The following is a 21,056-nucleotide window of genomic DNA, read 5'->3' on the forward strand; positions in this document are numbered from 1 at the left end:
CCTCGGTAGTCGGCTCTCATCGGTTGTAGGCGGGCATGGGGCCGCGCAGTGCCGCGCCCACGCGGTCACAGGCTGCCACGACGTCCTCGGGAAGCGGTCCGGCCGCAGCGGTCGCGATGTTCGCGCGCAGGTGTTCGGCCTTGGAACCGCCGAGCAGGACGGCCCCCACGCCGTCGCGATGCAGCAGCCACCGCAGGGACAACTCGATGAGGGACAGGCCCGACTGCGCGGCGATCTCGCCGAGGGTGGTGACGGCCTCGAACAGCGCCCCGTTCCAGTAGCGCTGCCGGTACATGGGCGCCAGCTTGGAGTCGCCGAAGCGGCCGGCGGCGGGGTCCTGCTCGAAGGTGTGACGCCCGGTGAGCAGGCCCCCGCCGAGCGGGTTGTAGACCATGGTCGTCAGGCCGGTGCTCCGCGCGAACTCCAGGTATTCCTCCTCTACCCTGCGGGCCAGGAGGTTGTACAGCTGCTGGGCGACGACCGGCCGCGGCGCGCCGACGGCGTCGGCGGTGTGGTTGATCTCCGCGATCTGCCAGGCCGCGTAGTTGGAGACGCCGAGCGCGCCGATCTTGCCCTCGGCGACGAACTCGGCGATGACGCCGAGCGTCTCGGCCAGCGGCGTACGGCGGTCGGGCTGATGCAGGTAGAACAGGTCGACATGGTCGACGTTCAGGCGGCGCAGGCTGCCTTCGAGGCTCGCGCGCAACCCTCGGGCGGACAACGGAGCGTGATCGCCCGCGTCCGGATGGGGCATGCCGGCCTTGGTGGCGAGGACGATCCGGTCGCGCCGGGTGGCGAGCAGTGGCCCGAGGATGGATTCGGTCGCGCCGCCCGCGTAGGCGTTCGCGGTGTCCACACCGGTGATGCCGGACTCGAGCGCCAGGTCCAGCATGCGCTCGGCCTCTTTCGCGTCGGCCGTGTCACCGAACGTCATGGTCCCCAAGACCAACTGGGACAGCCGGACGGGTGATGTCATTGATCGGTTCCTCGCTGAACGGGTGGTGCGGGCAGCTGCGTGGTGGACGAGGCCCGCACCAGCTCGCGCGGCTTACGTCCCTGGATCGCGGTCGGATCCAGCGCGGCCCTGCGCAGGGCGCGGGTGTAGGGGTCGGCCGGTGCGGCCAGCACCTTGCGGGTCGGGCCGGACTCGACCAGCCGCCCCTTGCTCATGACGATGATCTCCTCGCTGATCTCCCTGACCACACCGAGGTTGTGGGAGATCACGACATAGGTGAGGCCGGTCTCGGCCTGGATCTTCATCAGCAGGGCGAGGACCTGCGCCTGCACGGACACGTCCAGCGCGCTCGTCGCCTCGTCGCAGACCAGCAGGTCGGGCTTGGAGGCGAGGGCTCTGGCGATGCCGATGCGCTGGCGCTGGCCACCGGAGAACTCCGGCGGGCGGCGCTCCAGGGCCGTGGCCGGCAGGCCGACCTGGTCGATGAGCGTGGCCGCCTCCTTGGCCCGCGCGCGTTTGTCGCGCATTCCGCGCACGCGCAGCGGTTCGGCGACGATCTCCTGCGCGGACAGGTGCGGGTCGAGCGATCCGTACGGGTCCTGGAAGATCATCTGCACCCGGTTACGCATGGGGCGCAGCCGCTTCTCGCTCAGCCGGGCGATATCGGTGCCACCCACCACGATGCGCCCCGCGGTGGGCTTGACCAGCCGGACGATCGACCGGGCGATCGTGGACTTGCCGCAGCCCGACTCCCCCACGATGGCCAGAGTGCCGCCCCGCCGGACGCTGAAGCTGACGTCGTCGACCGCGCGGAACACGCCGTGGGCGACGGGATAATCCACGACCAGGCCGTCGACCTCGAGCAACGTGTCATCGGTCATCGGGACTCTCCCAGCGCTATGGGCGCGTCCGGAGACTCGCCGTCCTCGTCCCACGGGCCGAGCCGTGGGACCGCCGCCAGCAACTTCCTGGTGTACGGGTCGCGGGGCGCGTTGACGATCTGTTCGGCCTCACCGGACTCGACGAATCGGCCGTCCTTCATGACATGGATGCGGTCCGAGACGAGCCGGGCCACGCCGATGTCGTGAGTGATCATGAGGATGCCGATACCGGTGTTCTCCTGCACTTCGAGCAGCAGGCCGAGGATGCCGGCCTGAACGGTGACGTCCAGGGCGGAGGTGGGTTCGTCGGCGACGAGCAGGACGGGCGATCCGGCGAGCGCGATCGCGATGAGCACGCGCTGCAGCATGCCGCCCGACAGCTGATGCGGATACTTGCCCAGCTGGGACGCAGGGTCCGGGATGTGCATCCGGGCCAGCAGCTCGACGGACCGCGAGACGGTCTCCGTCCTGGACAGGCCGCGGTGCCGCAGCCGTACGGCCTCACGCAGCTGCTGCCCGATGGTGTGGACGGGGCTGAGCGCCGTCATCGGATCCTGCGGGATGAGGGAGACGGTACGCCCGCGTACCTCGCGTACCGCGCGCGGGTCGGCGATGACGTCGACTCCCTGGAAGCGGGCCGTGCCGGACAGGACCGCCAGCTCCGGGGGGAGCAGCCGCAGGATGCCCATGGCCGTGGTGGACTTGCCGGATCCCGACTCGCCGATGATCGTCACGGTTTCGCCCTGGCGGATGAGGAAGCTGACGCCGTCGACGGCGCGGACGATGCCGGCCTCGGTCATCAGCTCGATCTGCAGGTCCTCGACCTCCAGCAGGGGGCGGTCGGCCTCGTCGAACTCGGCTGTCATGCCCGGCTCACCTTCCCTTCCGTCTGCGGGCCCTTGCGCCGGCGAGCGCGGTCCCGCAGGCCGTCTCCGAGCAGGTTGACACCGACGACGAGCAGCACGATGACCAGTCCGGGCAGCGTGACCAGCCACCACGACGTCGTGATGTAGTCCTGGCCGTCGGCGATGATGCGGCCCCACGTGGCGAACGGGCGCTGCGGACCGGCGCCCAGATAGCTCAGCGCGCTCTCCAGCAGCACGGCCTGGGCCAGCAGCAGCAGGATCACGAGCGAGGCCTGCTTGACCACGTTGGGCAGCACGTGCCGGAGCAGGGTGGTGATGCGATGCAGGCCGAGCACCCGGGCCGCGGCCACGTACGGTTTCTCCCGCTCGACGAGCACCAGGGAACGCGTCAGGCGGGCCACCTCCGGCCACTGCGCGAAGGCGATCACGAAGGTGATGACCGGAATGGACGGGCCGAAGAGCGCGACGACGAGCAGCAGCATCAACAGCAGAGGCAGCGACAGCTGCGCTTCCAGCAGGCGGGAGACCACGGTGTCGACCCAGCCGCCGAAGAAGCCGGCCGCCGCGCCGGCGATGAGGCCGATGACGCCGGACACGAGGATGGCCAGCACGCCGACGGTGAGCGAGACCTGGCCGCCGTGCAGGACCCGGGAGAGCAGGTCCCTGCCGAGCTGGTCGGTTCCGAACAGGTGCCCGTCGGTCAGGGGCGGCAGGCGACGCAGGCTGAGGCTCTGCGCGTCCGGTCCGGGAATCGGCAGGAGGCCGGCCAAGGCGACGGGCAGGACGACAAGGGCCACGGCCACCGAGCCGACCCATATCTTCAGCCGCGCGCTCTTGCGGCGGCGGGCCGCCGCGGATCGGGCGAGATCCTTGGCGGTCACCGCGCTGGGCCGCGTGGCGGGCGCCGCGGTGTCCCGGCTGCCGGAGCCGTCGGCGGGGCCGACTGTCGTGGCGGTCATGAGGCCACCGCCTTCCCGAGTCGTACCCGCGGGTCGAGCAGCGGGTAGGTGAGGTCGATGAGGAGCTGGACGAGCACCGTCAGGACGGCCGTGACCAGGACGGTCGCCTGGATCAGCGGGTAGTCCCTGGTCTCCAGCGCGCGTACGACGAGCGATCCGACACCTGGCCAGGCGAAGACGACCTCGACCACCACCACGCCGTTGAGCATGGCGGCGAAGCGGGTGCCGAGCGCGGTCACCACCGGGACGGCCGAGTTGCCCATGGCGTAGCGCCAGGTCAGGCCGCGTTCGGAGATGCCGCGGGCGCGGGCGATCGTCAAATAGGGCGCCGCGAAGCCCGCTCCCATCTCCCGGCGCACCAGGCGGGAGATCAGCGCGATCTGCAGGATGCCGACGGTCACGGTGGGCAGGACGAGGCCGGCCCAGCTGGTGAAACCGGATGCCGGGAGCACGGGGACGAGCACGGCGAAGATGGTCAGCAGCATGATGCCGCTCCAGAACTCCGGCATGGACTGCCCGGCGATCATGGCCACGTTGGCCCCCAGCTCGCGGGCGGTGTCGGCGTGCCTGGCCATCCAGACACCGGCCGGGATGGCCACGACCGCGGCGAACAGGATGGCGGACACGGCGAGCATGATCGTGTACGGCATGCGGCTGAGGACGACGTCCAGAGCGGGGGCCTGGAAGGAGAAGGACGTGCCCAGGTTGCCGTGGAACAGGTCCTGGACGAAGATCCCGTACTGCTGTATGAGCGGTTTGTCCAGGCCGAACTGGGCGCGGATGCGGTCGAGCTCAGCCGTGGTGGCCAGCGGGCTGGCGTAGGCGGCCGCCGGATCCCCTGGTGCCAGCCGTACGAGGACGAACACCGTGGAGACGGTCAGGAAAATCGCCAGGATGCTCTGCCCGACACGCTGCGCAACATAGCGAACCACGATTCATCCATTCAGTCGCACGGAAGCGAGTTCGTAGGAGTTGGTGGGGCTGAGCAGCACGTTCTCCACGCGCTTGCGCCGGGCGATGACGGTCTTGGGGACGAAGGCCCACATGCAGGGCCAGGTGTTCCAGATCTCCTTCTGGGCGGTGGCGAGGATGCTCTCCCGGGCGGCCTTGTCGGTTTCCTGCGAGGCCTTCTCCAGCAAGGCGGCGATCTTGGGGAACACGTAGCCCTGGTAGGTGTCGCGGGTGGCCTCCTTTTCCTTCGTGCCGGCGAACATGCCCTGCAGCGGCGTCAGCGCCAGCCCGGTCGGGCCGGGGTAGCCGTTGCCGAGGACGTCCCAGTCGCCGCCCCGTCCCTGCCGCCACTTGGAGATGTCGCCGCCCGGCTGGAACTGCTGGAGTTCGGCCTGCACGCCGACGGCCTTGAGCATCTCCACCACCGCCTCCATGACGCTCGTGTCGTTGGCGAACTCTCCGGTCTCCCAAATGATCTTGATCTTGAGATCCTTCACTCCGGCGGCGTCGAGCATCTGCTTGGCCTTCTGCGGGTTGTAGACGTATTCGCCCGTCTGGACCGCGCCGGTCAGGGTGTCGGCCACCACGCCCCGAGCGGGGGAGACCGAATCGGCGAAGACGTCCTTGATCAGGGACGGGCCGTTGATGGCGTAGCTCAGCGCCTCACGTACGCGCGGGTCGGCGAGCGGGTGCCCGGCGGGCTTGCGGAAGTTGTAGAAGAGCTGCGTGATCCGCGTGCTCGGCACCTGCTGCACCTCCACGTCACCCAGCCCCGACAGCTGGCTGATCGCATCGGGGGAGATCGCGTCGATCACGTCGACCTCGCCGCTGCGCAGCGCGACGACGCGGTTCGCCTCCTCCGGCAGGAACCTGACCTGTACGGTCTTGATCGCGGGCGCCGGGCCCCAGTACTTCTCGTTCACCTGCAGCGTGTACTCGCCGGTGCCCCGGTTCGCGGCGGTGACGACGTAAGGGCCCGATCCCACACCGCCCTGGAGTTCCTCCGGTTTGTTGGCGGCGGCGGGGGTGATGAGGATGTTCGCCATCAGGTAGTCGAGTGTCGGCACCGGATGCTTGGTGACGAGCTTGAAGGTGGCGGCGTCGACGGGAGTGACCGTCGGCCACTCAGGGAAGAGGCCGGCCAGGAACGATCCGGGCACCTTCTGGTACATCTCGAGCGCGGTTGCGACGTCTTGGACCGTGACCGGGCTGCCGTCGGAGTAGCGGACGCCGTCGCGCAGCTTGACCGTCCACTCGGTGGGGGCCGTCAGCTCGAACCGCTCGGCCAGGACGTGCTGCACGGTGAGCTTCGGGTCGATGAAGGTCAGCGCCTGACGGACGCCGCGCTGGACGGTGACGGCGGCATCGAACTGGTTGAGCTTGTTGTCCAGCGACACGAGCGAGCGGTTGAGCGCCAAGGTGATGCCGGAGCCGCCGGCGGGCCCACCGCTGGAGCCCACGCCGGGCGCACTCCCCGGTCCCGCGCAGGCGGCGAGGGGACTCAGGGTCATGGCCGCACCCGTGAGAGCGCCGAGACGGAGAAGACTGCGACGGGAGAACTGGGGGCCGCTTCCGGGATGAGTCACTGGGCTTCTCGCTTTCTGAACCGTCCGCAGTGGTACGCCGCTCAGCAGCGGCCGTCTGCCAGGACCGGATGTTTCCCACGTCACAACGACGTTGCTGCACCATTACACGACTGCGCATTTCGCGCAAGGGGCCTAGCGCATTTTGTGCAAGCTGTGACATCATCCAGTCAAGACGAAGGATACGGCGACGCGTCCGCCTCGCTCAGAAGCGGATCGCGCATATGGGTTCGCGAACGCCGCGAGAGTCCTTCTGACCTGCAAAGATCAATCACATCGGGGGTTCCTTGAGGCCCAATCCCAGCACGGCCGCGCACGGTGTCCTCATCGTGGCCGACGACCTGTCGGGGGCAGCCGAGTCCGCAGCACGAGTCATGATGCGCGGAACACGCACGAGGATTCTTCTCACCCATGACGCCGTGCGCGGCGAGCGCGAACTCGCCGACATCCTTGTCGTCGACACCGACTCCCGGCATCGGCAGCCCGCCGACGCCGCCGCGGCGGTGCGTTCCACGGTCGCCGCGGCCTCCGCCGGGCGGCCGCGGCTGATCTTCAAGAAGATCGACTCTCTGCTGCGCGGCAACGTAGCGGCGGAGGTGGCCGCGCTCACGACGCCCGGCGCCGCCGTCGTCGTCGCTCCCGCGCTGCCCGGCCTGGATCGGGTGGTACGCGGCGGCGTGCTGTACGTGGCCGATGCCCCCCTCCACCAGGCGAACGCCTGGGCGGTGGACGGTGTCCCGGCTCCGACATCGGTCGAGGCGGCTCTGGCGCCGCTCCCGGCCCGCGTGCTGGACCTCGCGACCGTGCGATCGGATCGTCTTTCCGAGGCGATCGCCTCCTGCGCGCGGGATGCGCATATCGCGCTGTGCGACGCGGAGACGGATCAGGATCTGGACGCCGTCCTGCGTGCCGCGCTGGCCGTGCCGTCAGTACGGCTGGTCGGCTCCGGCGGGCTCGCCGACGCGCTCGGGCGCCATCTGCGGAGTCTCGGCCCGGCTGCCGGGGAGCATCCGCTTGTTCCAGGGCACGGTGGCGTGGGCTGCCCGGCGCCGCTCGTCGTGGTGGGCAGTGCCGAGCCGGTCGCGGCCGAACAGGTGCGCCGGCTGATCGAGGCCGGAGCCGTGCCCGTGGCCCTGCCTCTGACGGCCCTCCTCGGCACACCCGACGGCCGCGAACCCCTCCCCCGTATTCCCCTCGGCGACCGAGCGGTCGTGGCGCACCTCGACTCCGCCGGCGTCGTCCTCCCTGCGGCCTCCCGTGACATCGCGAGCCGGCTGGCCGAGGCCGTCGCGGACGCGGTGCGCGCGTACGAGAGTCCGGTGGACCTCGTCCTGACCGGCGGCGAGACCGCCCGGCGCGTCCTGGACGCCCTCCAGGTGCGGGAACTGACCCCGGTCGGGCAGGTGCACCCGGGTGCCGTCCACTCCCGGACGGTCGACGGCCGTTCCGTGGTCACCCGCCCGGGCAGCTTCGGGGAGGCCGACTCGCTCGTCGAGATCGTCAGGACCCTGGCCCCGTACTCCCTCGATTCCCTTAACCCCACTCTCTCCCAACGCGAAAGCTCCCAGAACCAAGCGAAAGGTCCCGAAGTGAGCATCAGCACTGCCGGCGTCAGCCGACAGCCTCGCACCGCGGCCACTCCGATCATCGCCGTCACCATGGGTGACGGTGCCGGTGTGGGTCCGGAAGTCATCGTCGGCGCCCTCCAAGACGCCGGCACCGCCGCACTCTGCCGTCCCGTCGTCATCGGCGACGCCGTACGGCTGCGCCAGGCGGCCGGCATCCTCGGGATCGACACCGAGATCGTCGCGATCGACACAGTGGCCGACGCCGTGTTCCAGCCGGGCCGCCTCAACGTCATCGACCTGGGGCTCCTGCCGGAGGACCTGCCCTGGGGGAAGATCTCCCCCGTGGCGGGGGCGGCCGCGTACCACTATGTCCGGGTGGCCAGCGAGCTGGCGATGGCCGGGGAGGTGCAGGCGATCTGCACGGCGCCGCTGAACAAGGAGGCCCTGCACGCGGGCGGCTACATCTTCCCCGGCCACACCGAACTCCTCGCGCACCTGACCGAGACCGGCGAGGTGTCCATGATGCTGTCCTCGCCGAAGATCCGGGTCATCCACGTCACCACGCACATCGGGCTGATCGACGCCATCGCGAAGATCGAACCCGGCCTGGTGGAGCGGACCGTCCGCCGAGGTCATGAGGCGCTCCAGCGGGCCGGGATCGAGAACCCGCGCATCGGAGTGTGCGGCATCAATCCGCACGCCGGCGAGAACGGCCTGTTCGGCTACGGCGAGGAGGCCGAGAAGATCGTTCCCGCCATCGAAGTCCTGAAGGCCGACGGGATCGACGTGCAGGGGCCGTTGCCCGCCGACACGGCGTTCTTCGTCGCGGGACGCGGTGACTACGACCTGATCGTGGCGATGTACCACGACCAGGGACACGGCCCGGTGAAGATCCTGGGTATCGAGGCCGGGGTGAACATCACCGTGGGCCTGCCCGTGATCCGCACGTCCGTGGATCACGGAACCGCCTTCGACATCGCGGGGAAGGGCATCGCTGAGGTCGGTAGCATGATCGAGGCGCTGCGGCAAGCCGCCCAGATGTCTCCCAGTCCGGCGAGCTGACCAGGGACCGTTGAACGCAAGCCGAGAAGGAGGAGCGTTGTCCAGGAACTCTGACCGTCGGCGCGCCGAGATCGTGCGCCTGGCCACGACCAGTGGTCTGGCCAGTGTCGAAGAACTGTCCTCGACGTTCGCTGTGACGCCCTCCACCATTCGCCGTGACCTGGCCCGGCTGACCACGCAAGGCCTGCTGACCCGGACGTTCGGCGGCGCGATGGCCGTCGTCGCCCACCCCGAGGACTCGGTGCGCCAGCGCGTCGGCGAGGCCTTCGAGGCCAAACACGGGATCGCCCGATGGGCGGCTCAGCAGATCGGAGCCGGCGAGTCCGTGCTGCTCGACGCCGGCTCGACCGTCGCGGCGCTCGCCCACGAACTGCGCTCCAACACCCAGCTCTTCATCGCCACCACGAGCTTGACCGTGCTCAAGGAGCTCGGTGACGTCGAGAGCCTCCATGTGGAGTGCCTCGGCGGCCGGCTGCGCCATCTCAGCCAGGGTTTCGTGGGCCCCACCACCGAGGCGTCTCTGGAACGGATGTCGTTCGACCGCGTCTTTCTCGGGGCTGACGGAGTCACCGCCGACCGAGGGATCTGCGAGGCCGACCTCCAGCAGACCCGGCTCAAGGAGCTCATGGCGCGCAACTCCCGTAAGACCTACGTTTTGGCGCACGCGGCCAAGCTCGGGCGCGGTCCGTTCCATGCCTGGGTGCGGCTCCCCCGGCCCTGGACGCTGGTGACCGACGACACGGCCTCGGAAGACGCGCTGGCCCCGTTCTCGAGAGAGGGAGTCGAGGTGGTCGTGGTCGACGTCGAGGGCCGGATCAGCAAGCCGAAGCCGGCCGCGGATCAGCCGAGCGCCCCGTAACGACAGGGCTGGTTCACGGCGTGGTCAGTGTGATCGCCAGAGCCGGGCCCCCGCGCTGGAAGAAGGCGCGAGCGTCCGCGTACCGGGTGACCAGCCACGGGGTGCTGCCGTCCCACAGTCTCACGCGCGAGATCGGCGCTTGTTCGATCCGGCGGCCCAGCTCCGGTGCCGGATCGAACGGACTCCGCGCCGCGCGGGCCATCGGGAACATCTGTGGCTCTGGCAGGGCGCCGGTCATGGGATCTCCTTCGGTTCCCTCTGGCTGGTGCGGTTGGCGGCGTGGGCGGTGAGGGCGCCGGTCGCGCAGATGATCGCGATGCCGAACAGCGCGAACCGTGCCGAGTCGAGTATCGAGGCGCCGCCCAGATTGACCAGGACGCCGCCCACCGCCGTACCGAACGCGATCGACAGGCTCGTCACGGTGGCGATCGCCGCCGCCGCCCGGCCATCTTCCTCCGGATCGCGGGTGCTGGACATCGCGGCCACCGACAGATGCGGGTAGGCCAGGCCGATGCCCGCACCGGCGACGAACAGCACCGGCACCCAGACGAGCACCAGCCAGCTCGGCGTGTCCGCACGCTGCAGCAGTCCCTGAAGGAGGAGGCCGGCGGCGAGCAGCACCGGGCCGAGCACACGCAGCCGGCGTACCGCCCGGTGTCCTGTCACCGACGAGCTGCCGACCTGGGTGAGCGACCAGCCGAGCGAGATCGCCGCGGCGAAGAAGCCCGCGATGAGAGGTGGCAGCCCGGCCAGCCGCTGGCCGAACAGAGGAAGGAACGACTCGACGGCGACGCCGAAGGCCAGCAGCCCCAGCGTCAGGTAGACCCATTTCAACGACGAACCTCTCTGGTACGTCGTACGCGGGAAGACCCGCGGCTCGCCGCGCCGCTCATGGACGTCGAACCCGGCCATCAGCAGCAGCGCCAGCGCGATACCGGCGGCCTTCGCGAGCGTGCCGGCCACGACCCCCGCCACGCTCACCACCCCGGCCGCGGCCGTCACCAGCAGCAGCGACCCGGCCGGGATCGGCACCCGCCCGTCGCCGCGTTCGCTGGGCGGTAGCACGCGGGGCACGATCGCGCCGCACCCGGCCCCGATCACAGCCATGACCGCGAACGCCGGCCGCCACGAGCCGAACTGGGCGAACAGCCCGCCGAGCGCCGGACCGGCGAAGTTGCCGACGCCGTACATCGCCGACATCAGCGCGGTGCCGCGCGTCCAGAGCCGGGCCGGCAGCGCCGCTCGGATGACGGCGAACCCCAGCCCGGACAGCAATCCCGCGCCGAGCCCCTGGACACCCCTGGAGACCAGCAGCACCGCCATCGCCGGGCTCAGCGCGCAGGCCAGCGAGCCCGCGCTGAACGTGGCGAACCCGAGAAGGTAGGCGCCGACGTTCCCCTGCCGGGACAGGAGGCGGCCGGTGAGCATCGTCGCGATCACCATGGCGACGAGGTAGATCGTCATGTTCCAGGCGTAGAAGCTCGCGCCGCCGAGGTCGGCCACCGCGGTCGGCAGCAGGCTGGCCGCCAGATAGATGTTGATCGCGCCGACGAGCACTCCGCCGGCCAGTACGATCGCCGCGCCGAGATGCTCGCGGCCCAGCAACTCCCGCCACGCGGGCGTGGCGGAGGGTGGAGTGAGGCTCACGCGCCCACCTCCACGACGAAGGTGTGGATGGCGGGCTCGGCGCCGCCGGGTTGTTCGTGATCGTCAGGACTCATGCCTTCAAGGCTGTCGTTGAACTGTTCCCGGAGGCTTTGCCCGCCGGTCGTCGACGGTGCTGGGCGGATGAGGGTGCGAAAGCCTCAAGCCGCGGTAGAACCTTGCCCCCGCGCGTGCCCGGTCAGCGGGGACGGCTCGGATGAGCTTCGTGGGCGAAGCGCACGGTGATGGACAGGCCGCCTTCGGGGCGTGCGCTGGTGGTGAGGGTGGCGTGGTGGGCTTGGGTGACGGCGTTGACGATGGCCAGGCCGAGACCGTAGCCGTCGCGGCGGCCGTGACGATCGGGCGCCAGTCTCTGGAAGGGCTGGAAGAGCCGCTGGATCTGGTCGCCGGGAATGACCGGCCCGCTGTTGGTGACCGTGAGGGCCACCTGGGTGCCGATGGTCTGGGTGGTGATCTTGACCTGGCCGTCCGGGCGGTTGTGGCGGATGGCGTTGTCGATGAGGTTGGCGACGAGGCTTTCGATCAGTCTCGGGTCCCCGGCCGTCACCGCGGGCGTGAGGTGTTCGGCGAGGCCGATGCCGGTCTGTGCGGCTTGGTCGCGGCGGGAGGCGAGCACTCCCGCGACGATCTGGGTGAGGTCGAGGGTGTCCCAGCGGGTGACGCCGCGCTCGCTCGTGGCCAGGGCGAGCAGTGCCTGGACGAGCCGCTCCTGGTGTTCGCCCAGGGTGAGGGCCTCCTGGCAGACCGAGCGCAGGGTCTCGGCGTCGGCGTCGGGGTCGGCGAGGGCGACTTCGAGCAGGGTACGCAGGCCGGCGAGCGGGGTGCGCAACTCATGGGAGGCGTTGGCGACGAAGTGGCGCTGGGCGTCGAAGGAGGCTTGCAGGCGGGCGAACAGGTCGTCGAGGGTGTGGCCGAGTTCGGTCAGCTCGTCCGCGGGCTCGCCGAGGTCCAGGCGCCGGTGGAGGTCGCCGGCGGAGATGATTTTGGCGGTGGTGGTGATGGCGCGCAGCGGGCGCAGGAACCGGCCGGCGACGTACCAGCCGAGCGCCAGGGCGACGGGAATCAGTATGACCAGGGCGATGGCGGATCCGGTGAGGAGTTGGGGCAGGCTGATCCCGGCCCCGGTTTCAGTGATCGGGCCGGATGAGCCTTTGGGGGTGGTCTGCTGGATGCTGGCCAGCGGGATGTCGACGAGTATGAGCACGAAGGTCCCGGCGGCGTAGATGCCCGCCGCGTAGGCCAGCGCGAGCCGCGTCTGCAGCGACCTTCTGGTGAGCGTCTGCGAGGTCATTGCGGTCCGATGCGGTTGAGCGTCTGTGAGGTCATGACGGTCCGATGCGGTTGAGCGTGTGGGAGGTCATGACGGTCCGATGCGGTAGCCGCCTTCGCGGATGGTCTCGATCACGGGCGGATCGCCGAGCTTGACCCGCAACCGGTGCATGGTGTGCTTGACGGCGCTGCTGAAGGGGTCGGCGGCCTCGTCCCAGACGCGCTCCAGCAGTTCCTCGGCGGAGATGACCAACCCGGGTACGGCCAGCAGGCATTCCAGCAGGCCGAACTCCCTGGGGCTCAGCTCAAGGCGCCGGCCGGCCCGGAAGGCGATACGGCGGGCCGGATCGAGGGTGATGTCCCCGCATGCCAGGGTGGGCGGCAGCGGCGGGGTGGCACGGCGGCCCAGGGCACGGACCCGGGCGACCAGTTCGGCGAACGCGAACGGCTTGGGCAGGTAGTCGTCGGCGCCGAGGCTGAGCCCGTCGACGCGGTCCTCGATCGTGCCGGAGGCGGTGAGCATCAGCACGCGGGTCTCACAGCGGCCGTGAGCGAGTCGCCGGCAGATCTCGTCCCCGTGGACGCCGGGCAGGTCGCGGTCGAGGATCACCACGTCGTAGCGGGTGGCGGCCAGGCGGTCGAGGGCGGCGGTGCCGTCCAGGACGACGTCGACGGCCATGCCCTCGCGGCGCAGCCCGGTTCCGATGGAGCGGGCGAGGATTTCGAAGTCCTCGACGACCAGGACCCTCACCGCTCCTCACCGCCTGGTTGAGGTGCCATGCCCTTACGATCCCAGATCCCCGGTCGCAACCAGGTCGCAGCCACTGCGACCGGGCTGGAACCGGGTGCCGCGTACAACCGTCGGCATGAATCCATCTATGCCGTTCCGATCCGGCTTGCACGTGGAGTGGACCAGGTTCCGCTCCGGGCGAGGCTGGGTGCTCGCCATGGCGGCCTCCGTACTGGTCACCGTGTCGCTCGGACTGCTGATCGCCGGGGGCGTCCGCAGCAGCTGCGTGACCGGGAAGGGCGAGGGCCCCTGCCCCGCGCCCTTGGTGGGACCCGATGGCACGGCTGTGCAGGACAGGTACTACTTCGTGCACCAGCCGCTCAAGGGGAACGGCAGCATCACCGCCCGCGTGGCGGACATGACCGGGCAGATGCGGCTGCCGGACGCCGTACCCGGAGTGCGCAACATCAAGCAGGGGGTGGTGCCGTGGGCGAAGGCCGGGCTCCTCGTACGGCAGAGCCTCAAGCAGGGCACACCGTACGCCGCCGTCATGCTCACCGGAGATCACGGCGTGCGGATGCAGTACAACTACACCCACGACGTGGCCGGCGGACCGCACAACGGCCCGCAGTGGCTGCGGCTGACCAGGTCGGGCGACACCGTCACCGGCTTCGAGTCGGACGACGGCAAGACGTGGACCCAGGTCAGCACGGTCAAGCTGACCGGGCTGCCGGAGACGGTCGAGATCGGGCTGTTCGCCACCTCACCAGGCGCCTTGTGGGACATGGCGAAGGCCTTCGCCCAGGCCACCGCCACCTTCGACCAGATCAAACTGCAGGGCGCGAACGGTTCGTGGCGCCGCGACGACGTCGGCGTCGCTCTGGAGTCCGACGGCAAGACCCCGCATCACCCGGGCGGGGTCGTCGAGGCCGGTGACAAGCTCATCGTGACCGGGGGTGGCGACATCGGGCCCGCCACGGTGGAGGGCGGTCTGCGCGCCGACTTCACGCTGATCGGCGGGGTCGTGGGGCTGATCCTGGTGCTCGTGGTGGCGGTCACGTTCTACACGGCAGACCACCGGCGCGGGCTGATCAGGACCGGCCCGCAGCACGCACAGCCGCTCGCGCCGCCGGTCGGGCCACTGGTCGGCCCGCCGGTCGGGCCGCCGGTCGGGCCGCGTCCGGCGCGGCTGCTGGCGGCCAAGGCCACGGTGGTCGGCGCGGTCGCGTTCGCGGCGGGGCTGGTGACCTCGGGGATCGTGGTGCCCGGCGGTCTGGCGCTGTTGCGTGCCCATCAGAACCCGATTCAGCCGCTCACCGTGGGGACCGAGCTGCGGGTGATCGTCGGCTTCGCGGCGCTGACCGCGGCCGCCGCCGTGCTGGCTCTGGGCCTGGCCGCGCTGGTCAAGCGGGCCATCGTCGCCAGCGGGCTGGCCATCGCGCTGGTCGTCGTGCCGTACCTGCTGGCGACCGCGGGTCTGGCGCCATGGCTGCTGGTGATCACCCCCGCCGCCGGGTTCGCGATCACGCAGAGCGTCCCCACGTTCGCGCATGTGGACGTCGGCCCGTCACTGTTCGGGAGCTACTACCCGCTCCCGCCCTGGGCAGGGTTGGCCGTGACCTGCGGGTATGCCGCCCTCGCCCTCGGGGCGGCGATGGCCGTGCACCGCAGGACAAATCATCGGTGACTGCGGTGGGCGGTCTCCGGGCCGATGACACGCAAGAGCTCGAGAGCCTCGATGCTCTTGGATCCGGGCGGCGGCGTGAACAGGCGCAGGCGCTGGTCGGCGGCCTGCGTCTGCAGCATCTCGAAGTCGAATTCGATGAGCCCGACGGACGGATGAATGACACGCAACCGGCTCTCGCGGCGCACGGCGACCTCGTGCCGCTGCCAGAGGTCGGCGAACTCCTCGCTCGCCGCCCCGAGCCGGTCGATCAGGGCGCTCGATGGCTGATCGTAGTCACGACGTGTCGCGGCGGCACGCAGGTCGGCGACGCGCAGGCGGCTGTGGCGGTCGTGTTCCTCGGCGGGGTACGCCTCGCGGACGAACGGGTCGGTGAACCAGCGCCACACGATGTTCCGGTCCCGTTCCTCGATCCTGCACACGCACCCGAACAGCGTCTCGGCCAGGGCGTTCTGCGCGAGCAGATCGCCGAGGTCGGTCAGGAGCTGGGCGGGCGTGTCGCCCAGCCGGTCGAGAAGGTAGAGCAGGCCGGGACGTACGTGATTTCCGGCGCGCGCGCCTTCGGGTGGCCGGTGGCCCGCCAGCAGGTAAAGGTGATCTCGTTCATCCTCGGTCAACCGCAAGGCCCGGGCGAGTGCGCTCAGTAGCTGGACCGACGGCTGGGAGCTGCGCGCCTGTTCGAGCCGCATCACGTAGTCGGCCGACACCCCGGCCAGCTGGGCCAGCTCTTCGCGGCGCAGGCCGGGCGTGCGGCGCCGGGGTCCGGCGGCCAGGCCGACCTCGTGCGGCCGGAGCCGTTCGCGGGAACGGCGGAGGAAGTCCGCCAGCTTGACGCGGTCCATCTTCATGTCATCCATCCTCGCCGCCCGGCCCACTGCGCGGGCCGCGCACGCTAGGAGGGCCGATCCTAGGGAATCGGCTCCCCTCCTCATCGCCGCACGCTCCTGGCATCGTCCCTGGTGTCGAGCAGCGCTGAGAGGGGAGACGGACATGAGAGAGATCACAGTGGGCAGGGCGCACGTGCCGTACCGAGTGATGGGCGAAGGCCGCCCGCTCGTACTGGTGCATGGCGGCAGTCCGGGCTCGAAGGCATGGGACGGCGTGGCCGGGGCGTTCACGGGCACCAGCACGGTGGTGCTGCCGGATCTTTCGGGAAGCGACGCGGCGCGCGACGACGGAGGCGAGCTCACGGTCGAGCTGCTCGTCGAGCAGCTCGCCGCCGTGATCTCCGACCTCGGGAAAGGGCCCGCCGACGTGGTCGGGCACTCCATGGGCGCTTCGGTGGTCGCCGCGTTGGCCGCCGTCCGGCCGGATCTGGTGCGCAGCGTCGTGTCGGTCACGGGCTGGGCCGGGCGGGGCGATGAATACCTCCGCAACGCGTTCACCGTCTGGCGCGATCTCGCCGGTGATGGCGACACCTTCGCGCGGTACACGATGCTGATCGCCTTCAGCCGTGAGCATCTGGCTGCCATCGGCCCGGCGGCCGTGGCGGAGCTCGCCACCGCCTTTCGGCCCCATCCGGGCAGGCTCCGGCAGATCGATCTCGCCTCTCGGCTGGACGTCCGCGACCTGCTGCCGGGGATTCAGGCGCCGACGCTGGTGATCGGGTGCGCCCGCGACACTCTGATCTCCGCGGAGTACTCCCGCGCGCTGGCCGCCGACATCCCGGGCGCCTCGTACGAGGAAGTCGACAGCGGACACATCGTGATGGCCGAGCGGCCGACGGAGTTCGTGAAGCTCGTCCGCGACTTCATCCACCCGGGATGACAGAGGTGGTCATCGCGTCCAGGCTGAGCTTGAGCATCGGGGCGATGGTGCCACCGAAACCGGCCCGGGCCCGCGCGGCCGGCGCGGATCGCGGATCCACGCCCTGGCAGGAGCGGTAGTTGGCGAAGCTGACCACACGGAGGTCGGGCAGCACCAGCCAGGCGTATGCCTGGTCGGGTTGGCGGGCGGGATTCTGGATCACGAGCCCGGATCCGTTGAGCGGCTCGTACGGCCCGGTCAGGCTCGGTGCGGCGAAGCCGTAGAGCCCGGTGGGCGCGCGGCCGGCCGGGTGGAAAGTGTGGCGTTGGGTGGAGAAGAAGAGGTAGTACCGGGAGTCGTGGACGATGACGTGCGGTCGTTCGAGCTCGTGGTTGACGCCTTCGGCGACGAGCAGCGGCGGCAGGAGGGACCAGGTGCCCGCTTGTTGCTCGGCCAGGGCGATCGCGCCGGTGAAGCCGTCCTCCCACGCGGTGGACGCTGCGACGAGGAGATGATCGCGCCCGTCGGCCGGGTCGCGGAACCAGCCGGGATCGCGGAAGGCCCTGATGCGGCCCGGCGCTCCGTCGCCCTCCTCTGCCGGCAGGCCCGGGGCTCCGTCGCCCTCCTCTGTCAGCAGGTACATCCGGCCGTCGGAGCGCAGGATCTCACGATGCTCGACGTCCGGTCGCAACGAGATGCGGCCGGCGTCGGCGATCAGGGCGGCGCGGGCCTCGATGACGCTCTGCCGGTACGTCGGTCGTGCTTCGCCACGCCGTCCAGCGGCCGTGTAGTACACGGACACGGTCCCATCAGGCCGCCGAACCGCTGACCCGGACCATTCGCGGCTGCCGGGCGCGGCGCCGTCGGTGAAGGCGTTCCCCAGGTCCTTCCACTTGTCGTCGCGGTGGGCGAGCAGACGGATCCGCGCCTGGTCGTGGCGCTCCTCGGGGTGGCCGGCGGCGGGCGCTGACAGGGCCATCCACAGCTCCTGGCCGCCGATCACGGTCGTCGAGCCGTCCTCGTCCTGGATCGGCCACAGGTCCCACAGGTCGTGGTCGGGCAGAATCGGTGCCGCGGTGGCGATGACGGGCGCCGTGGTCGTGGCGGCCTCGGCGAGCAGGTCGAGGTGCCGGTGGGTCCAGCGTGCCGGAGAGAGCATGGTCAGCCCTTCAAGGAGCCCTGGAGCAGGGCCTTGACGAAGTGACGCTGGAAGATGAGGAAGATCACCAGCGTGGGCGTCAGGATCAGCAGCGATCCGGCGCACAACAGCGGAATGTCGGTGCCCCACTGTCCTTGGAAGGCGCCCAGAGCGCCGGACATCGTACGTTTGGTGGGGTCGTCGACCAGGACGATGGCCAGCAGGAACTGGTTCCAGGTCCACAGGAACAGCAGGATGCCCAGGGACGAGATCGCCGGCATCGCCAGGGGGACGTGGATGCGGCGGAACAGCTGCCACACGTTGGCGCCGTCCATCCGCGCGCTCTCCGACAGCTCCCCGGGCATGTTGACGAAGTGGGCGCGCATCCAGAAGACGCTGAACGGCATGAACAGGCCGATGAGCGGCAGGATGATCGCCCAGCGCGTGTTGAGCAGCCCCATGTCGCGGATCTGGTAGTACAGCGGCGTGATGATGCCCTCGAAGGGGAGGGTCAGGCCGAGCACGAACAGCAGGAAGATCACCCGGCCGCCGATCACGCGCAGGTGACCGATGGCGAAGCCGGCCATCGTCCCCAGCAGGATGGAGATCGGGACCACGCCGAGCACGATGAGAGCGCTCGACTTCAGCAGCTCGCCCATCTTCGCGGCCTCGAAAGCGCGCGGGAAGTTGCCCCACTGCGGCTCGGCCGGCCAGGCCAGCCCGGCCGGGTAGGTGCCCGAGGGGTGCAGGGCGGTGACGAACAGGCTGAGGAACGGCAGGAGCGTGACCGCCATCATGAGGACGAGCAGCAGCCTGCCGGTCCAGGCTTCCCGCGAGGCGATGATCATCGGTTGCCGTCCTTCGCGAACCACTGGATGGGCAGGGCGCAGGCGATCACCAGGACCATGAGCACCACGGCCAGGGCCGAGGCCATGCCCACCTCGCGTTCGGAGAAGGCCAGGTAGAAGATCTGCAGGCCGGGCACCATGGTCGTGTTGCCGGGACCGCCCTGGGTGGAGATGTAGATGATGTCGAAGCTCGCCAGGGCCGCGATCACTGTCACGGTGACGCAGACCGCGATCTCCTGGCGCAGGCTCGGCACCGTGATGGAGACGAACTCCCGCCACGCCCCCGCGCCGTCCAGCCGGGCGGCCTCGTACAGCGCCGGGTCGATCTTGCTCATGCCGGCCAGGAGCAGCAGCGTGCACAGGCCGAGCAGCACCCACGCACCGATCATGCCGACCGCGGGCAGGGCGGTGGCGAAGTCGCCCAGCCAGGCCCGGGTCACTCCCCCGAGGCCGACGAGCGAGAGCAACTGGTTGATCACACCGGTGGAGGCCAGCAGCCAGCTCCACGCGATGCCGGCCGCGACCAGCGGGATGACCTGCGGCAGGAACAGCACGGTCCGCGCGATCAGGGCGAGCCGGCTGGCGGCGATCCGCCGGATCGTCGCGGCGATGGCCAGGCCCAGCACGACCGGGATCGCGCTGAAGAACACGATCAGCTTGACGGCGTTGACCAGCGACTCGAACAGATCTGGATCGGTGAAGACCTCGCCGTAGTTGGCCGGGCCCACCCAGGTGGACGGGCCGATGCCGTCCCAGTCGTACAGCGAGTACTGGAACGTCAGGGTGATCGGGCGCAGGACGAACACCGCGTAGAAGGCGAGCGCCGGGGCGACGAACAGCCAGCCGGTCAAGCCGCGCAGCTTGGCCACCGCCGGCCGCCGGTGCGAGGAACCCACCTGCCTCAGTTCCCTTCGAGCTGGCCGGCGTAGTCGGCCTGGACGCTCTTCAGCAGGTCCTGCGGCGTCTGCTGTCCCGCGACGAGTTTCTGCAGCTGGGGGGTCCAGCTCTTGGCGTAGATGGCGCCGGTGGCGTTGGCGATGAAGTCCATCGCGCCGTTGTCCTTGGCGATGTCCGCCCCCGCGGCCAGCGTGCCGGCGGTGACCGTGCCGGACTTGACGGCGGGCATGTACGCCTCGGCCGGTCCCATCGGACGCGAACCGCCGACCTCCACGCCGATCTCGCGCGCCCGCTTGTCGGTGGCCACCCAGTTGAGGAAGAAGGCGGCGCAGTCGGCGTTCTTGGCGTTCGCGGCGATCCCGAAGGTCAAAGGCGCCGACATGGCGGCCCGCTTGCCGCCCTGCTGCACCGGCGGCATCAGGGAGAAGCCGACGTTGCCCGCCATCTGCTTGTCGAGGTTGCCCGACTCCCAGTCACCGTTGAACATGAACAGGCCCTTGCCGCCGATGAAGCGGCTCATCATCGTCGCGTAATCGACCGCGTTGACGTCCTTCTGGAAGTAGCCGGCCTTGATCCACCGCTCCAGGTGCTGGGCGGCTTGCAGGTTCGACGGGGTGTCGATGGTGGCGCCGGGCTTCTGGAAGATCCAGTCGTTGATCGGCTGGGGCTGGCCGTAGGAGGCCATGAGGTTCTGCAGCGGGAAGGCCAGGCCGCCGGTGGCGCCGCCGTTGAACTGCACGATGGGCGTAATGCCCGCGCTCTTGGCCTTGGCCAGCACCGCGTCGAACTCCGCCAGCGTGGCGGGCGGCGCCGACATCCCGGCCTGCGCGGCGAGCTTCTTGTTGTAGAAGACGCCGGTCATGCTGAAGTTGAGGCCCAGGGCGTACAGCGAGCCCTCGCCGCGCGGCCGCCCGCCCGGGCCCAGGCGCAGCTGCTGGAGCTGCGAGGCCGGCCACTTGTCCCAGCCGAACGCCCTCGCGTAGCCGTCCAGGTTCTTCAGCAGGTTGTCCTTGACCAGCTCGGAGACCTGGGGCAGGCGCATCAGGTCGGGCGGGTTGTCGGCCAGCACGCGCGGGGCGTTCTGGGTGATGACGGCGAACTGGTCCTCGCGGATGTTCCACGTGACGTTCGGGTGCTGCTTGGTGAACTCGGTGGTCAGCGCCTTGGGGAGCGGGAAGCCGGTCTCGAAGTAGCCGTTCATGGTGATCGGCGCGGTGCCGCAGGTGGGCGCCGCGGACACCGGCGAGGCGCTGGTGGCCTGGGGTCGCGGGCTGTCGCTGCCGGGAGCCGCGCAGGCGGCGGCCAGCGTCCCCATGGCGATCACAAGCGCGGCCCCGGACCGGCCGGGGCGAACTCGGCGTGCCATGTGCATCTCCTCTGCTGCTTGGGACGATC

19 protein-coding genes are annotated in these 21,056 nt (G+C 70.1%); 4 read left to right on the forward strand and 15 right to left on the reverse strand.

The genetic code is table 11. The annotated features are described in order from the left end of the window. Positions 1 to 16: 16 nt before the first annotated feature. Genes AB0B64_RS37845 through AB0B64_RS37870 form a run of 6 tightly spaced genes read right to left on the reverse strand, consistent with a single transcriptional unit; the run spans position 17 to position 6,123 of the window. Positions 17 to 976 carry an aldo/keto reductase gene (locus AB0B64_RS37845; RefSeq protein ID WP_357956524.1) on the reverse strand — a complete coding sequence of 320 codons (960 nt, stop codon included), beginning with the start codon at positions 974 to 976 and terminating at the stop codon, positions 17 to 19. After that, positions 973 to 1,836, reverse strand: coding sequence for an ABC transporter ATP-binding protein (locus AB0B64_RS37850; RefSeq protein WP_358183742.1), 864 nt, complete (start codon positions 1,834 to 1,836; stop codon positions 973 to 975). The genes AB0B64_RS37845 and AB0B64_RS37850 overlap by 4 nt, the downstream gene beginning before the upstream one ends. Next, positions 1,833 to 2,702, reverse strand: coding sequence for an ABC transporter ATP-binding protein (locus tag AB0B64_RS37855; RefSeq protein ID WP_358183745.1), 870 nt, complete (start codon positions 2,700 to 2,702; stop codon positions 1,833 to 1,835). Before AB0B64_RS37855 ends, AB0B64_RS37850 begins: the two co-directional genes overlap by 4 nt. After that, on the reverse strand, positions 2,699 to 3,661 hold the full coding sequence (locus tag AB0B64_RS37860) for an ABC transporter permease (protein ID WP_357956530.1): 963 nt from the start codon (positions 3,659 to 3,661) through the stop codon (positions 2,699 to 2,701). The genes AB0B64_RS37855 and AB0B64_RS37860 overlap by 4 nt, the downstream gene beginning before the upstream one ends. Continuing rightward, positions 3,658 to 4,593, reverse strand: coding sequence for an ABC transporter permease (locus tag AB0B64_RS37865; protein ID WP_357956532.1), 936 nt, complete (start codon positions 4,591 to 4,593; stop codon positions 3,658 to 3,660). The genes AB0B64_RS37860 and AB0B64_RS37865 overlap by 4 nt, the downstream gene beginning before the upstream one ends. 3 nt (positions 4,594 to 4,596) lie before the next feature. Continuing rightward, the gene (locus AB0B64_RS37870) at positions 4,597 to 6,123 is read right to left on the reverse strand and encodes an ABC transporter substrate-binding protein (RefSeq protein ID WP_358183748.1); all 1,527 of its coding nucleotides are present in this window, start codon (positions 6,121 to 6,123) and stop codon (positions 4,597 to 4,599) included. A gap of 359 nt (positions 6,124 to 6,482) precedes the next feature. Here AB0B64_RS37870 and pdxA point away from each other — a divergent pair, with 359 nt between their 5' ends. Together pdxA and AB0B64_RS37880 are read left to right on the forward strand one after the other, a co-directional pair. Beyond that, positions 6,483 to 8,825 (forward strand): 4-hydroxythreonine-4-phosphate dehydrogenase PdxA, encoded by a 2,343-nt coding sequence (gene pdxA, locus AB0B64_RS37875; protein ID WP_358183751.1) that lies wholly within the window; start codon positions 6,483 to 6,485, stop codon positions 8,823 to 8,825. 37 nt (positions 8,826 to 8,862) lie between these two features. Next, on the forward strand, positions 8,863 to 9,684 hold the full coding sequence (locus AB0B64_RS37880; RefSeq protein WP_358183754.1) for a DeoR/GlpR family DNA-binding transcription regulator: 822 nt from the start codon (positions 8,863 to 8,865) through the stop codon (positions 9,682 to 9,684). Positions 9,685 to 9,697: 13 nt separating this feature from the next. On the opposite strand, the gene AB0B64_RS37885 is transcribed toward AB0B64_RS37880, so the two are convergent. The 4 genes from AB0B64_RS37885 to AB0B64_RS37900 all read right to left on the reverse strand — a co-directional run bounded on the left by AB0B64_RS37885 (position 9,698) and on the right by AB0B64_RS37900 (position 13,369). Then, positions 9,698 to 9,922: a hypothetical protein gene (locus AB0B64_RS37885; RefSeq protein WP_358183757.1), complete on the reverse strand. Its 225-nt coding sequence runs from the start codon at positions 9,920 to 9,922 to the stop codon at positions 9,698 to 9,700. Beyond that, positions 9,919 to 11,331 (reverse strand): MFS transporter, encoded by a 1,413-nt coding sequence (locus AB0B64_RS37890; protein WP_358183760.1) that lies wholly within the window; start codon positions 11,329 to 11,331, stop codon positions 9,919 to 9,921. The genes AB0B64_RS37885 and AB0B64_RS37890 overlap by 4 nt, the downstream gene beginning before the upstream one ends. 196 nt (positions 11,332 to 11,527) lie before the next feature. Next, positions 11,528 to 12,640 carry a HAMP domain-containing sensor histidine kinase gene (locus tag AB0B64_RS37895; RefSeq protein ID WP_358183763.1) on the reverse strand — a complete coding sequence of 371 codons (1,113 nt, stop codon included), beginning with the start codon at positions 12,638 to 12,640 and terminating at the stop codon, positions 11,528 to 11,530. A gap of 66 nt (positions 12,641 to 12,706) precedes the next feature. Then, a complete protein-coding gene (locus tag AB0B64_RS37900) occupies positions 12,707 to 13,369 on the reverse strand; it encodes a response regulator transcription factor (protein WP_357956544.1) in 663 nt (220 codons plus the stop codon). Positions 13,370 to 13,496: 127 nt separating this feature from the next. Here AB0B64_RS37900 and AB0B64_RS37905 point away from each other — a divergent pair, with 127 nt between their 5' ends. After that, complete coding sequence (locus AB0B64_RS37905) at positions 13,497 to 15,035, forward strand: hypothetical protein (RefSeq protein WP_358183766.1); 1,539 nt, start codon at positions 13,497 to 13,499, stop codon at positions 15,033 to 15,035. Here the strand turns inward: AB0B64_RS37905 and AB0B64_RS37910 are convergent. Next, positions 15,026 to 15,880, reverse strand: a complete 855-nt coding sequence (locus AB0B64_RS37910; RefSeq protein ID WP_358183769.1) for a helix-turn-helix transcriptional regulator — start codon at positions 15,878 to 15,880, stop codon at positions 15,026 to 15,028. The genes AB0B64_RS37905 and AB0B64_RS37910 overlap by 10 nt on opposite strands. A 142-nt stretch (positions 15,881 to 16,022) precedes the next feature. Here AB0B64_RS37910 and AB0B64_RS37915 point away from each other — a divergent pair, with 142 nt between their 5' ends. Then, positions 16,023 to 16,799, forward strand: a complete 777-nt coding sequence (locus AB0B64_RS37915) for an alpha/beta hydrolase (RefSeq protein ID WP_358183772.1) — start codon at positions 16,023 to 16,025, stop codon at positions 16,797 to 16,799. On the opposite strand, the gene AB0B64_RS37920 is transcribed toward AB0B64_RS37915, so the two are convergent. Genes AB0B64_RS37920 through AB0B64_RS37935 form a run of 4 tightly spaced genes read right to left on the reverse strand, consistent with a single transcriptional unit; the run spans position 16,783 to position 21,027 of the window. Further along, complete coding sequence (locus AB0B64_RS37920) at positions 16,783 to 17,937, reverse strand: glycoside hydrolase family 68 protein (RefSeq protein ID WP_358183774.1); 1,155 nt, start codon at positions 17,935 to 17,937, stop codon at positions 16,783 to 16,785. The genes AB0B64_RS37915 and AB0B64_RS37920 overlap by 17 nt on opposite strands. A 2-nt stretch (positions 17,938 to 17,939) precedes the next feature. Then, complete coding sequence (locus AB0B64_RS37925; RefSeq protein ID WP_357956554.1) at positions 17,940 to 18,764, reverse strand: carbohydrate ABC transporter permease; 825 nt, start codon at positions 18,762 to 18,764, stop codon at positions 17,940 to 17,942. Further along, entirely contained in the window at positions 18,761 to 19,660 is a 900-nt protein-coding gene (locus tag AB0B64_RS37930; protein ID WP_358183777.1) for a sugar ABC transporter permease, read from the reverse strand. Before AB0B64_RS37930 ends, AB0B64_RS37925 begins: the two co-directional genes overlap by 4 nt. Positions 19,661 to 19,665: 5 nt before the next feature. Then, the gene (locus tag AB0B64_RS37935; protein ID WP_358183780.1) at positions 19,666 to 21,027 is read right to left on the reverse strand and encodes a hypothetical protein; all 1,362 of its coding nucleotides are present in this window, start codon (positions 21,025 to 21,027) and stop codon (positions 19,666 to 19,668) included. Positions 21,028 to 21,056: the final 29 nt, after the last annotated feature.

The organism is Nonomuraea sp. NPDC049129 (assembly GCF_040648495.1).
In the GTDB taxonomy this organism is placed as follows: domain Bacteria; phylum Actinomycetota; class Actinomycetes; order Streptosporangiales; family Streptosporangiaceae; genus Nonomuraea.

What these genes read in the sequence shown, in the direction of transcription:
- AB0B64_RS37850 (WP_358183742.1), bottom strand. Translation starts at nt 1,836, where the DNA reads ATGACCGATGACACGTTGCTCGAGGTCGACGGCCTGGTCGTGGATTAT.
- AB0B64_RS37935 (WP_358183780.1), bottom strand. Translation starts at nt 21,027, where the DNA reads ATGGCACGCCGAGTTCGCCCCGGCCGGTCCGGGGCCGCGCTTGTGATC.
- AB0B64_RS37925 (WP_357956554.1), bottom strand. Translation starts at nt 18,764, where the DNA reads ATGATCATCGCCTCGCGGGAAGCCTGGACCGGCAGGCTGCTGCTCGTC.
- AB0B64_RS37885 (WP_358183757.1), bottom strand. Translation starts at nt 9,922, where the DNA reads ATGACCGGCGCCCTGCCAGAGCCACAGATGTTCCCGATGGCCCGCGCG.
- AB0B64_RS37915 (WP_358183772.1), top strand. Translation starts at nt 16,023, where the DNA reads ATGAGAGAGATCACAGTGGGCAGGGCGCACGTGCCGTACCGAGTGATG.
- AB0B64_RS37910 (WP_358183769.1), bottom strand. Translation starts at nt 15,880, where the DNA reads ATGAAGATGGACCGCGTCAAGCTGGCGGACTTCCTCCGCCGTTCCCGC.
- AB0B64_RS37855 (WP_358183745.1), bottom strand. Translation starts at nt 2,702, where the DNA reads ATGACAGCCGAGTTCGACGAGGCCGACCGCCCCCTGCTGGAGGTCGAG.
- AB0B64_RS37860 (WP_357956530.1), bottom strand. Translation starts at nt 3,661, where the DNA reads ATGACCGCCACGACAGTCGGCCCCGCCGACGGCTCCGGCAGCCGGGAC.
- AB0B64_RS37920 (WP_358183774.1), bottom strand. Translation starts at nt 17,937, where the DNA reads ATGCTCTCTCCGGCACGCTGGACCCACCGGCACCTCGACCTGCTCGCC.
- AB0B64_RS37870 (WP_358183748.1), bottom strand. Translation starts at nt 6,123, where the DNA reads ATGACCCTGAGTCCCCTCGCCGCCTGCGCGGGACCGGGGAGTGCGCCC.
- AB0B64_RS37905 (WP_358183766.1), top strand. Translation starts at nt 13,497, where the DNA reads ATGCCGTTCCGATCCGGCTTGCACGTGGAGTGGACCAGGTTCCGCTCC.
- AB0B64_RS37845 (WP_357956524.1), bottom strand. Translation starts at nt 976, where the DNA reads ATGACATCACCCGTCCGGCTGTCCCAGTTGGTCTTGGGGACCATGACG.
- AB0B64_RS37895 (WP_358183763.1), bottom strand. Translation starts at nt 12,640, where the DNA reads ATGACCTCGCAGACGCTCACCAGAAGGTCGCTGCAGACGCGGCTCGCG.